A 13509-nucleotide genomic window follows, 5' to 3' on the forward strand; every position below is an offset into this window, starting at 1 on the left:
CATGTTTTAGGCATCGATTGCCTACGTGAAAACGTTTTTGGGGTTAAACAATGTTCATGCCGAGCATACGAAGTAAAAACGGTTGATGAATTAATCATCAACCGCTTTTTCTTTAAGTATTTCCAAAGCTCTACAAAGTTGGTCAGGACAACTGGTGTTTTTGGTTCCACAACGGATTCCATTAATTTTGTGGATCACATCATCAATATGCTGTCCTTTCACCAGTTGGCTAATTCCTTGAAGATTACCGTTACAACCTCCAAAAAAATAGACCTGCTGGATAATATTATTTTCATCGCAAGTTACATCAATCATTCTAGAACATGTACCATGCGTTTCGTAACAAATATGCTTTGTTGCCATTGAGACCTACTTATTATTCTTCTACGATTTCAGGTTTCATGTTTGTATAAACAGTCTGAACGTCATCGAAGTCCTCAAGCTTTTCAACCATTTTGTCGATAGTCTCACGCTCTTCTGGAGTAACATCTTTGAGGTCGTTAGGAATACGAGTAAACTCAGCGCCTGTTACTTCAAATCCGTTTTCTTCCAAATGCTTCTGAATTGCGCCAAAAGACTGCGGATCACCATAGATGGTGATGCTGTTTTCTTCCTCATCTTCGTCGAATTCATCTTCTACTCCGTAATCAATGAGGTCAAGAATCATCTCATCCATATCCAATCCATCTTTCTTTTTGAAAGTGAACACGGCCTTATGGTCGAAAAGGAAAGAGAGTGATCCTTGAGTACCCAAGTTTCCGTTGAACTTGTTGAATACCGAGCGTACGTCTCCCACAGTACGGGTGGTATTGTCGGTCAGTGTATCTACGAAGATGGCAATTCCATGAGGACCATATCCTTCATAAGTCACTTCCTTATAATCACTCTGATCTTTACCCATGGCGTTTTTGATAGCACGCTCGATGTTATCCTTCGGCATGTTTTCGCGCTTTGCATTGGCAATAATGGCACGCAAAGCAGGGTTCATGTCAGGGTCTGGTCCACCAGCCTTAACGGCAATTGCTATTTGTTTACCAATTTTTGTGAATGTTTTGGCCATGTGGCCCCATCTTTTCAGCTTTGCAGCTTTACGATATTCAAATGCTCTTCCCATTTTATTGTATTTTTTTATTATTATTTCTTTGAATTAACGAAGTTCGGCACCAAGTTTCTGCTTAAGGTTATTGATGAGCTTCTGCATGATAGCATCAATCTGTTTATCTCCCATCGTTTTCTCAGTATCCTGGAGAATGAAATTTACCGCATAGCTTTTCTTACCTTCTGGAAGGTTCTTTCCTTCATAGACGTCAAAGAGTTCCACTTTCTTCAAGAGTTTCTTTTCTGTCTGACGGGCAACCTCCTCAATCTGAGCAAATTCAACCTGTTGATCAATAAGCAATGCAAGATCACGGCTTACTATAGGATATTTTGCAATCTCGGTGTAAAGAACCTTTTGTTTGCGTACAGCTTTCATCAAAGCTGTCCAATTCAGTTCTGCATAATATACAGGTGTGTCGATACCTGCAGCTTTCTGTTCCTTCTTTGACAGAACGCCCATCTCCAACAAAACCTTACCACCACGATTTTCGTATGTCAGTCCAGCACTAAAAATCTCATTAGTTGATTTTTTGCGCACAACCATACCAGACTGTAATCCGATTCGAGTAAGGATGTTTTCAACGTAAGCGCGCAGTTCTGCAAATGAGAAATCTTCGTCAGGATGCGCCCAAGATCCTGTAATTCGTTTACCAGTGAGCCAAATACCGAGGTGATACTGTTCTGTATAGGCTTGCATTGGATTTTCTTCATTTGTCTTATTCGGATCAAAATAATAAACATTTCCAAATTCGAAGAAACGGCAGTTTCCATTTCTTCTATTGGCATTGTGTTCAATACTTTCCAATCCTCCATAAAGCAATGATTGTCGCATGACGTTCAAGTCAGATGAAAGCGGATTCATGATTTTCACCAACGTATCCTGACGTTCACCATAATAAGCGGCTTTTGTCAGCGAATTATTTAGAATTTCATTGAAGCCCATGCCAACAAGTTGTTCGCTGACGAGATTGGCCATTTTGTGTTTACGGTCTTCCTCACCTTTTATAACGAGTGAACTCTTCAACTGTGTTGGAATTTCCACATTATTGTAACCATAGATGCGTAAAATATCTTCAACCACATCACAAGGACGTTGTACATCTACACGATAGGCTGGAACTTTAAGTGTTAAGCCAAGTTCGTTTTCTTCAATGATTTCCATTTCGAGCGAGAGACAGATTGACTTCAATGTAACCACATCGATGTTTTTTCCAATGAGTGAGTTTACATAGTCAAACTTCAGGTCAACCACTGCATCTTTAATAGGTTTTGGATATACATCACAGATTTCCATAGAAACCTTACCACCTGCCAACTGCTTACAAAGCAATGCTGCATATTTCAAAGCCTCTACTGTACCATTCGGATCTACACCACGCTCAAATCTAAATGAAGCATCGGTTGACAGACCGTGGCGACGTGCAGACTTTCTTATCCAGGTAGGATGGAAATAAGCACTCTCAAGAACCACATTACGAGTGGTTTCATACGTACCACTACCCTTTCCACCGAATACACCTGCAATACACATAGGTGATTCTGCATTACAAATGGCGAGGTCACGTTCTGAAAGTTTATGATCTACTCCATCAAGAGTTTGGAATGGAGTTCCCTCTGGCATGGTTTTCACTACAATCTTTCGTCCTGTTACCATATCTGCGTCAAAGCAATGCAAAGGTTGACCCAGTGCCATCATCACATAGTTGGTAATATCAACGATGTTATTGATTGGTCTCAGACCGATGGTAGAAAGTTTATTTTTCAGCCAATCAGGGGATTCTTTCACTTCACAGTCTGTAACACTAACACATGCATAACGCTTGCAAGCTTCCTGGTTCTCAATAACCACTTCAAAGGGTAAGTCGTGGTTATCTACCTTAAAATCTGCCGTTGAAGGCTTGTGAAGTTGTGTTTTATAACCATTTTGCTTGAGCCAAGCATAAAGGTCGCGAGCCACTCCCCAATGTGAAAGTGCATCAGCACGATTGGCAGTAATATCAACCTCGATGAGCCAATCGCTCTCCAAATGGTAATATTCTGCGGCAGTCATTCCGACCTTTGCATCTTCAGGCAATACGATAATTCCATCATGTGAATTACCAACACCTATCTCGTCTTCTGCACAAATCATACCACAAGATTCTACACCTCGCAGTTTTGATTTCTTAATAACAAACTCCTTATCGCCATCATACAGGACACAGCCCAAATCTGCCACTATGACTTTCTGTCCTTCAGCAACATTTGGCGCTCCACATACGATCTGCGATAGTGACTCACGACCGAGGTCAACAGTTGTCACATGCAGATGATCTGAATTAGGATGCATTTCACAGGTGACTACTTTGCCAACATACAGACCTTTAAGACCACCTTTAATACTCTGAACTTCTTCAAGTGCGTCAACTTCGAGACCAGTAGATGTCAAGGCGTCACACACTTCCTGTGGCGTCAGGTCGAAGTCAACATATTCTTTTAACCATTTATAAGAAATATTCATTGCAATGAATTTATTGTTTCAATTTCCGCGCAAAATTACTAAAAAATCAGCAAACACCCAAATATTTAGCACACATTTCGGCACAACGTTCTCCATCGACGCCTGCTGAAACAATTCCTCCCGCATAGCCTGCGCCCTCACCACAAGGAAAAAGGCCTCTAATGCGAACGTGCATTAAAGTGTCACGGTCGCGTACAATACGTACTGGCGAAGAGGTACGAGTTTCAACGCCTATCATCAATGCTTCGTTGGTTAAAAAGCCATGTGATGACTTTCCAAACTGTAAAAATCCTGCTTTTAACCGATTGCTTACAGCTGGTGGCATCCAAAAGTGAAGTGGTGAAGATATGAGCCCTGGTGCATACGATGACCGCGGTAGGTCGGCACTGAGTCTACCATTTACGAAATCAGCCATACGTTGTGCTGGAGCGGTTTGTTTCCTATTGCCTTGCAACCAACAGTCATACTCCATCTGTTGCTGGAAACGCATCATGCAAAGTGGATCATCTCCTTCCACGTCTTCTGGTCTGATTTCTACTACCATACCGCTATTACTCCATTGTCCACCTCGGTTGCTAGGTGACATTCCGTTAACAACAATCTGTTGCTGATCTGTTGCGGCAGGTATTACGAAACCTCCCGGACACATACAAAACGAATATACACCACGTCCTTCAACCTGTGTCACAAAAGAATATTCTGCGGCAGGAAGATAACGTCCACGTCCCTGTTTAGAATGATACTGAATTTGGTCTATCAGAGCAGAAGGATGCTCCAGGCGCACACCAACAGCAATTCCTTTGGCTTCCAACTCAATATGCGCATCTGCGAGATAACGATAGACATCACGTGCAGAATGTCCTGTTGCGAGAATCACGGGGCCCTTGAAAACTTGCTGTTCTCCTGTGGGTAAATAGACAGCCTCTACACCTACCACCACATCGTCTTTCAACATGAGCCGTGTCATCTTCGTTTGAAAATGCACTTCACCTCCACATTGTAAAATGGTGTGGCGCATATTTTCTATCACACGTGGCAACTTATCGGTACCAATATGAGGATGTGCGTCTGCCAATATAGCGGTTGAAGCACCATGCTGACAGAACACATTGAGTATTTTGGTAGTGTTTCCTCTTTTTTTGCTACGTGTATAGAGTTTTCCATCTGAATAGGCACCTGCCCCACCTTCTCCGTAGCAATAGTTGCTTTCGCCATCAACACGTTGATTTTTGGTTATCAACGAAAGATCACGCTTTCTTTCGCGAACATCCTTACCGCGTTCCAACACGATAGGACGAAGTCCGAGCTCCACAAGGCGTAAAGCGGAAAAAAGTCCGCCAGGCCCCTCGCCTACTACCACAACGGCAGGTTTGTCTGACACATCGCCATAAATTGTCTGTTCGTAGGCCTCGTCTGTGGGCAGTTCGTTGATGTATAATCGCACCTTGAGGTTTACCACCACCCTACGTTGTCTTGCGTCAATACTCCGCCGCAAGACACGTACACTTTTCACCGTACGTCTGTCAAAGCCGTACTCATCTGCCAAAAACGCCACAAGATTCTGTTCGCAGGCAGCCACTTGCGGTATTACTCTAACATCGTATTCTCGGATCATTCTGACTTACCGAAGAGATCGTTTGCTTCTTCTATTTCGTCCTCGTCAAACCATTTGCTTAAGCGTTGTTTTGCTTTTTCCTGTATTTCAGGTGCCACATCGCCCCATACTTTTTTCAGTACATAGAGCAATACTGCAAGGTCATCGGTCAATCCCACAATGGGAATTGCATCAGGAATACCATCCAAGGGACTTATCATATATCCCAGCGCTCCAATAATCAGCGCTTTATTGGCTGTACTTACTTTGTCGCTTTGTAACGTATAGTACAGGATAAGGGCCGCATAGACCAACTTCGCACCGGCACGTTTAGCGATGCGTGAAATCTTTTCAACGAAGTCTGACTGAGAGAACTTGTTGGCATAACTCATGAAATCAGGTAATTCCATATTTTTCAGTTTTAAATTTGTTTTATACTATTTTATTCTAATAACGCGAATTCCAAGAAATGATGGATGCTTCTTCATATACTGAGCAAGTGTCATAGGTTCGAGCACCACTTTTTTATGTATCATAGACGCATTGAGTAAATGCAATCCATCACTTTTCCATTCTGCAAATCCGACATGTGAAATATCGAGCCCTTTCTTATTGGTTACAATAGCTAAAATATCGCCATCATGTATCGTCTGTCGAAGAATCTTGCTATTTGTAATCTGTTTATTGGGAATATAACTGAAGGTCTGTCCTGTAAGTTTCCGTTCTTGTGCAGCTATCACTTTGACATCCTTAGGATTGTTCTTCAAGGCCACATAGGATAGCGGATGAGCACTCATATAGCCTACACGGACGTTTTGTACCGCAGTAAATGGGGTATTGTTGCTTTGAATTTCCTTAACCCATCCGGCTTTTCCATTAGACAGTATCCAGTCTGTAAAATAATGCAATCTGGACGTATATCCATTGATTTTGTGATGATGGTAACGTAATTTTTCCAACATGCTACAATAAGCATCGAACGAGGTTTGCTTGTTTTTTGCACAGATGGTAAGTGCGGTCACCGTTTCCACAAGGGTGGTACAGTCAAGCTGTCGGGTATTAACCACAAGTCGTTCTGTCGGTTGACCTTCAAGTGTATGAGCCACATAAGGCCGTCCTATCAATTGATGGGCAAAGAATAGCGGCGTCTTGTTCTTATGATTATCAACCGCCTTTTGCAGCATAGTCACAATTTTTACACTATCCACCTTTTGATAAACACAACGTTGTGCGTGAATTTGCAGCGAAATGCCCATAATGAGCATCAGAATATATTTTTTCATCACTGTTTTCTGTTTTTATATCTTCCACGTTTACCGAAATTATAACCTACATAGGCATTTACTGTACCATATATATTACTTGCGGAAAAACGAGATTTCTTATAGTTGTTCCAATAGACGATAGCACTCAGTCCTGCAAAAAAACGGGTATTATTGAAGACAAGCCCGAATCGTCCTATTCCATCAATATTAACATTGTTTATATCAAATCCATGTGCTGCAGGTTCTTTCATTTCTCCCTTCGTTTTTTTATAGGCAAGAGCCAACGATGTACTGGCGCAGAACAGAAAATTAGGTGCAAAAACCCAATTATAAGCATAGCCCACGGAAGCATTATAGTTGTAGTATTTCACTTTATTGAACATCAGTGCACTATCGAGTTGTTCACCATGCATTCCTTCGTTTTTATCTATAAGATCTTGTAACCGTTCGTGGTCAAACGACAGACTATTGTGCGAATATCCTATACCAGCCATCCATGAACCACAACTGATTTTCTGACATGTACTTTGTGCAAAAGCAGCAGGATAAGAGAAACGTTGGTGGTTGAAAATATAATAGAGATTGAAACCTGTAGTTCCAACCTTGAGTCCATCAAATGAGTGGCCTTTCAACAGCTGCTCTGAGCTTTTATCAGATAGTCTCACCCTACTTATTTTGTAATCGCTTCCTGTCTTACGATAAAAAATGTCAAGACCGACCTGAGCAGCATAGATACTAAAATCCCAACCTTGTTTGGCTTTTTCTTGGTTGAATCCAAAGTGCTTTACATCGAAAGTATAACCAAGAAAGACCCACCTCCATCCAAAATACGGTCCGATTTTTACGGTCGGATTCGGAGAAAATGTCAAAGACTGCCCATTCTTCTCTGACGTACGTAATTGATAGATGTCGTAACTTTGGGTAGCTTGTAGCATAACTGCCCAGTTATAATGTTGCGGTTCTACATAATTTGTATCAATATAACTGAATCCGCGTATAGTACGCCGCAACCAACTCAATTTGCGCTTGGGAGGTACAGAAACTTCCGTTGGTACTTTTTGTGTATCAGTTTCCGCTTTTACAGGATAGTTAACAGACGGCAGAACTTGAGTAGCATGGCCTTTCATCGTCGTAGCCAATGCCAACACAAGAACAATCAATACCATTCTTAAGTATTCCACCGTCATCATCTTTTTTTTAGAACTTACCAAGAATACGATCGAGCACCCAATTAACTGGAGTTGCCGATATACTTGTACACTCACAAACGCCAATACCTCTCAAATGTTCTATCACATTCTTAATAATGGGATACTGTACGTATGGGGGATTAGGTACGGTAATGTTTTCTTCGCCTTCGCTGGTATGCAGACGAATTGGCTGATAGACAAATACTGAGAAACTCACCGATCCTTGATCACCAATCAGTTCGATACGATCTTCCTGTGCTGACTCATGAGCTACAAAACACCAGGAGCCACTTCCTGGTACTCCGTTTTCAAATTCGAAGCAGGCACTAACAGAATCTTCAACCTCATAGAGACCACCTCTGTTAGCCTTAATTCCACGAGCCTCAATAATGGTGCCAAACATATATTGCAACAAATCCAACTGATGAGGAGCCAAATCGTAGAAATAGCCACCTCCTGCCACATCGGGCTGCAAGCGCCACGGCATTTTATCTGGTCGGTCATAGTCAAGTGCTCGTGGAGGCACAGCAAAACGCACCTGCACATTGACAAGACGACCAATACGACCACTATCCACAATTTCCTTCACCTTAAGGAAATAAGGCAGATAACGACGATAATATGCTACAAAACAGGGCACTCCTGTTTCTTCACTTACTCGATTGATTCGCGCACAATCGTCATATGAGGCAGCCAATGGCTTCTCCACATAAACGGGTTTTCCTGCACGCATGGCCATAATGGCATAAGTAGCATGACTCGACGGAGGCGTGGCAACATAGACGGCATTGACATCAGGGTCATCTATGAGCTCTTGAGCATCTGTGTACCATTTGGGTATTCCATGGCAAACAGCATAGCTTCGTGCACGTTTTTCGGTACGACTCATAACAGCCACTACAGTTGAACCCTCAACCTCAGAAAAGGCAGGTCCACTTTTTTTCTCAGTTACTTCTCCGCAACCGATAAATCCCCATTTTACGGTCTCTAACATGCGTATAGTTTCTTTAATTTCATGCAAAGTTAGAAAAAATCTCTTAATTCTTTGCAGTCTTCACCTATTTTTTAAATATAATTGACTACCTTTGGCTTCGATTTCTAAAATTAAAGATTAAATGAATAGTAAAGAGCAAATCGACGAGCTGATGAAACCGCGCAGCTACAGAGCAGTTGTTTCTTCTGGATTCCGTTTCTATACAGCACATTTTCGCACTGTATTTAAGTCTTCATGGCTGATGGCATTAGCCTACTCACTTATGGTCGGTCTTACAGGATTGGTTGCTGCGGTACAAATGCCCAAGGTCGTTATGAAACTGATAACTTTAACACAACACGGTGCAGACAGTACTGCACTTATTGACTCACAGAAGAGTTATTTTATCACAGGTGGACTTCTCGTGGTCTTTGTGATTGTATGTATGCTATTACTCGCAGTTACCATAGGGTGTGTGTTGACACGTCTTAAAGAGCACAAAGAAAACCATACATTAGTGTTGCCTACAAGTTGGTGGAAGCCCAATTTTCTATTAGCGTGGCGAACCGTTAAAGGCGGTATTTTCACTTCCTTACTAACGATAATACCCATTGCATTATTGGCAGGCGGTACCATCGCATATTCCATAGCCTCACCTCAATCTTTCGCTACTCATTCTACTACCGTGTGTGTGGCAGTAGTTATTCTTTCCCTCTTGATTATTGCCTTCGGACTACCCATCGTTCCTACCCTGATACATTATATATTTAGTGAACGCACTCCTTTCCTACAGGCCTTGCGTGCCAACTACAAAGGGGGACTCCGTTTTTGGGGTGGTCTTTTCGCTATCGTAATCATAGATGTTCTATGGGCCATCATCGTTGATCTCATCATCTGCCTTCCTGCCAAAATCCTATTTATGGCCAACCTCTCGGCACAGACAGGCCAACTTTATGGTGACCCATTGTCCATGCCTGCCTATATGCCAATGCTTACCTTTGTGACATTTACCATCTGTGGATTTTTCCAGTTTTTCGCCACTCTTCCGGCTCTATTCCACAGTTATTATGCTTATGGCGCCATCGTTTCTCGTGAACAAGAGCGTTTTCGGCAAGCCAAATGAGCAGAGGTAAAGCTCGCTTTAAATCTGCCATGGCGAGAAAACGAAGGATGAAATCCAACGTTTTCGGCAAGCCAAATGAGCAGAGGTAAAGCTCGCTTTAAATCTGCCATGGCGAGAAAAGACGTCATGAATGGAACATCAGAATACAATAAAAATCATACACTTGATATATTTTCACAAACCCCATAAATTAACATGAAAAGAATACTCTTCATAGACCGGGACGGAACCATAATCAAAGAACCCGAGGACGAACAAATTGATGCTTTTGAGAAACTGCAATTCGTAGAGGGCGCCATCGGCAACCTTGCTTTTCTCAGACAACACACCGACTATGAGCTTGTCATGGTGAGCAATCAGGACGGATTAGGAACCGATTCATTTCCTGAAGAAACATTTTGGCCTGTTCATAATTTCATACTTCAAACGCTGAAGGGCGAAGGTGTTGAATTTGATGATATACTCATCGACCGCCATTTTCCAAACGACAATGCGCCCACGCGTAAACCCGCTACTGGTCTGGTGGAGAAATACATGAACAACCCCGACTACGACATGGCTCACAGCTATGTGATTGGCGACCGAGATACTGATAGACAATTTGCAGAAAATATTGGTTGCCAATTTGCTCAAATCGGCAACTGGAATGAGGTTACAGAACGCATCTTTGCTGGTGACCGTACTGCCGAGGTTCAACGCACCACCAAAGAAACTGATATTTACGTTCGTTTGAATATTGATGGTACGGGGCAATGTGACATACATACTGGATTAGGGTTCTTCGACCACATGCTTGAACAGATTGGAAAACACGGTATGATGGACTTGACCATCCACACCAAAGGCGACCTTCACGTCGATGAGCACCACACCATAGAGGACACCGCTTTGGCGCTGGGCGCTTGCCTGCATCAGGCTTTAGGATCCAAACGAGGCATTGAGCGTTATGGTTACGCATTGCCCATGGACGATTGTCAATGCTCAGTATGTTTAGATTTCGGTGGACGCCCATGGTTGGTATGGGATGCAGAATTTCATCGTGAACGCATTGGCGAAATGCCAACAGAGATGTTTCTGCATTTCTTCAAGAGTCTGAGTGATGCGGCTGCCATGAACCTCAACATCCGTGCTGAAGGTCAAAACGAGCACCATAAAATTGAAGGCATCTTCAAGGCCCTTGCACGTGCTTTGCGCATGGCCGTCAAACGCGATATCTTCCATTACCAACTACCCAGCACCAAAGGAATGCTCTAAGGCTCTCTTAAGTTGGCACGCTTGGTGAAAGCTATATGGCTAACTCGTATAAAAAACATAGGTTGCTAACTTATCATGAAAGAGGATACTTAGCAACCTATGTTTTTATAATGAATTATTTTTTCCGTTTCATAGAGTCGCTTCATCAAGAAGATTATCTGCGACCTTTAAAGACACTGGTAATGGGTTGTCCACGCCATGCCTGGGGACGTTTTAGATGGAAAATTTCAGCAATAGTGGCAGCCACGTCAAACTGCATCATCACATCTGTAATTTGATATCCCTCCTTAATACCTTTTCCATAGATAATAGTATGACGATTAGAGATTAAAAATCACATATAAAGAAAAACTGCCAACCTCATCCAATTACGGAAAGGTTGGCAGCCTATCTTATGAATAATCAGTGTATTCTATCTTAGAAGTCCTTGGTCATCTCATCCACTTCGGCATTAATGTGAGCAATGAAGTCTTCGATGGTCATCACCTTCTGCTCGCCACCACCTTGTGGGCGTACTGCAACTGTGCGATCTGCTTGTTCCTTTTCGCCTACAATCACCATGTATGGGATACGCTTCAATTCGTTGTCGCGAATCTTTCTACCGAGCTTTTCGTTGCGTAAGTCAATGGTAGGACGTACACCACCATCTTGCATCATCTTAGCAACTTCCTTGGCATAGTCGTTATATTTCTCTGACAGAGGCAAAATAGCCACCTGATCAGGTGTGAGCCAAAGTGGGAAATGTCCACTTGTATGCTCAATAAGTACGGCGGTGAAACGTTCGAGTGAACCGAATGGTGCACGGTGTACCATGACAGGAGTCTTCTTCTGGTTGTCCTCGTCGGTATATTCCAACTTGAAACGCTTAGGCAGGTTGTAGTCCACCTGAATGGTACCCAACTGCCAACGACGACCAATGGCATCCTTAATCATGAAGTCAAGTTTAGGACCATAGAAAGCAGCCTCGCCATATTCTACCTTGGCATGGAGACCTTTCTCCTCACATGCTTCAACAATAGCTTTCTCTGCCAATGCCCAGTCCTCATCGGTTCCCACATACTTCTCATGGTCGTTAGGGTCACGAAGAGAAATCTGTGCTTCAAAATTGAAGCCGAAAGCCTTCAGCACGATTCCGATAATGTCCATTACGTTGAGGAACTCTTGTTTTACCTGATCAGGACGACAGAAGATATGAGCGTCATCTTGCGTGAACGAACGCACACGAGTCAGTCCATGAAGCTCACCGCTCTGTTCGTAACGATAAACTGTTCCGAATTCAGCAATGCGCAAAGGCAGATCGCGATATGAACGAGGTTTCCATGCAAAAATCTCGCAGTGATGCGGACAGTTCATAGGTTTCAACATGTATTCCTCATCCTCCTCTGGAGTATGGATGGGTTGGAATGAATCCTTGCCATAATGTGCATAGTGCCCTGAGGTAACGTAGAGGTTTTTAGAACCAATATGCGGAGTAATAACTTCCTTATATCCAAAGCGCTTTTGTACTTTACGCAAGTGTTCCTGCAAGAGCAAACGAAGTTCTGTACCCTTGGGAAGCCAGATAGGAAGTCCCTTACCAACATTCTCTGAGAACATGAAGAGTTCCATTTCCTTGCCGATCTTACGATGATCGCGCTTCTTGGCTTCTTCCAGCATAACGAGGTATTCGTCAAGCATCTTCTTCTTGGGGAATGATACACCGTAGAGACGTTGCATCTGGTGACGTGTAGCATCGCCACGCCAGAAAGCTCCAGCAACATTGGTGAGCTTGATAGCCTTGATTTCTCCTGTGTTCATGAGGTGCGGACCACGACAAAGGTCGGTAAATGCTCCCTGTGTATAAGTTGTGATGGTACCGTCTTCAAGATCTTGCTCAATGTGTTCACACTTATAGGTCTGTCCTGCTGCTGCAAACTCCTTGAGGGCATCAGCCTTGGCCACCTCTTTGCGAACCACGGGCTCTTTCTTCGAAGCCAGTTCCTTCATTTTAGCTTCAATCTTTGGGAAATCACTCTCTTTGATGCTTTCGCCGTCTTTCAGCAGCACATCATAGAAGAAACCGTTCTCGACAGCAGGTCCGAAACCAAATTGGATGCCAGGATACAACTCCTGCAAAGCCTCCGCCAACAAGTGTGCAGAAGTGTGCCAAAATGTGTGTTTACCTTGCTCATCGTCCCATTTATAAAGCTCAACCTGAGCATCTTCCATAATGGGGCGGTTCAGTTCCACTGTTTCGCCATTCACTCCGCAAGCCAATACGCTGCGTGCCAAAGCTGGCGAGATGCTTTCGGCAATCTGAAGTCCAGTAACGCCCTGCTCATACGAGCGAACAGAACCGTCTGGGAAAGTAATGTTGATCATATCTACAATATATGTTTAAGTTTAAATCGAGTGCGAAATTACAAAGTTTTCGGCAAACGACCAAATATTCCTTCGTGAACTTCCAATTATTGGTGCGACATTCCCCGTATTCTCGTTTTTTTTTCTTAAATTTGCAGTCTATTTATCTTAT

General features: G+C 43.0%; 11 protein-coding genes. 2 read left to right on the forward strand and 9 right to left on the reverse strand.

The window, feature by feature from the left end; all coding sequences use genetic code 11:
* Positions 1 to 90: 90 nt before the first annotated feature.
* The 8 genes from CIK89_RS07640 to CIK89_RS07675 are packed head-to-tail and all read right to left on the reverse strand — an operon-like array spanning position 91 to position 8641.
* The gene (locus CIK89_RS07640) at positions 91 to 363 is read right to left on the reverse strand and encodes a TIGR03905 family TSCPD domain-containing protein (RefSeq protein WP_094390791.1); all 273 of its coding nucleotides are present in this window, start codon (positions 361 to 363) and stop codon (positions 91 to 93) included.
* A 13-nt stretch (positions 364 to 376) separates the two neighbouring features.
* On the reverse strand, positions 377 to 1114 hold the full coding sequence (locus CIK89_RS07645; protein ID WP_094390792.1) for a YebC/PmpR family DNA-binding transcriptional regulator: 738 nt from the start codon (positions 1112 to 1114) through the stop codon (positions 377 to 379).
* Between the two features lie 33 nt (positions 1115 to 1147).
* Positions 1148 to 3598 (reverse strand): phenylalanine--tRNA ligase subunit beta, encoded by a 2451-nt coding sequence (pheT, locus tag CIK89_RS07650; protein ID WP_094390793.1) that lies wholly within the window; start codon positions 3596 to 3598, stop codon positions 1148 to 1150.
* A 46-nt stretch (positions 3599 to 3644) separates the two neighbouring features.
* The gene (locus CIK89_RS07655; RefSeq protein ID WP_094390794.1) at positions 3645 to 5213 is read right to left on the reverse strand and encodes an NAD(P)/FAD-dependent oxidoreductase; all 1569 of its coding nucleotides are present in this window, start codon (positions 5211 to 5213) and stop codon (positions 3645 to 3647) included.
* A complete protein-coding gene (locus tag CIK89_RS07660; protein ID WP_173824974.1) occupies positions 5210 to 5602 on the reverse strand; it encodes a YkvA family protein in 393 nt (130 codons plus the stop codon). Before CIK89_RS07660 ends, CIK89_RS07655 begins: the two co-directional genes overlap by 4 nt.
* 27 nt (positions 5603 to 5629) lie before the next feature.
* Positions 5630 to 6475, reverse strand: coding sequence for an N-acetylmuramoyl-L-alanine amidase-like domain-containing protein (locus CIK89_RS07665; RefSeq protein ID WP_094390796.1), 846 nt, complete (start codon positions 6473 to 6475; stop codon positions 5630 to 5632).
* Complete coding sequence (locus CIK89_RS07670; protein WP_094390797.1) at positions 6475 to 7647, reverse strand: DUF4421 domain-containing protein; 1173 nt, start codon at positions 7645 to 7647, stop codon at positions 6475 to 6477. Before CIK89_RS07670 ends, CIK89_RS07665 begins: the two co-directional genes overlap by 1 nt.
* Positions 7648 to 7654: 7 nt before the next feature.
* Positions 7655 to 8641: a Gfo/Idh/MocA family protein gene (locus CIK89_RS07675; protein WP_094390798.1), complete on the reverse strand. Its 987-nt coding sequence runs from the start codon at positions 8639 to 8641 to the stop codon at positions 7655 to 7657.
* Positions 8642 to 8762: 121 nt separating this feature from the next.
* On the opposite strand from CIK89_RS07675, the gene CIK89_RS07680 reads away from it, so the two are divergent.
* Complete coding sequence (locus CIK89_RS07680; protein ID WP_094449304.1) at positions 8763 to 9743, forward strand: hypothetical protein; 981 nt, start codon at positions 8763 to 8765, stop codon at positions 9741 to 9743.
* A 195-nt stretch (positions 9744 to 9938) separates the two neighbouring features.
* Positions 9939 to 10997, forward strand: coding sequence for a bifunctional histidinol-phosphatase/imidazoleglycerol-phosphate dehydratase HisB (gene hisB, locus CIK89_RS07685; protein WP_094390800.1), 1059 nt, complete (start codon positions 9939 to 9941; stop codon positions 10995 to 10997).
* Between the two features lie 417 nt (positions 10998 to 11414).
* Here the strand turns inward: hisB and thrS are convergent, their stop codons facing one another.
* Positions 11415 to 13358: a threonine--tRNA ligase gene (thrS, locus tag CIK89_RS07690; RefSeq protein ID WP_094390801.1), complete on the reverse strand. Its 1944-nt coding sequence runs from the start codon at positions 13356 to 13358 to the stop codon at positions 11415 to 11417.
* Positions 13359 to 13509 lie beyond the last annotated feature (151 nt).

Source organism: Prevotella sp. P4-119 (assembly GCF_002251345.1).
Taxonomy (GTDB): Bacteria; Bacteroidota; Bacteroidia; order Bacteroidales; family Bacteroidaceae; genus Prevotella.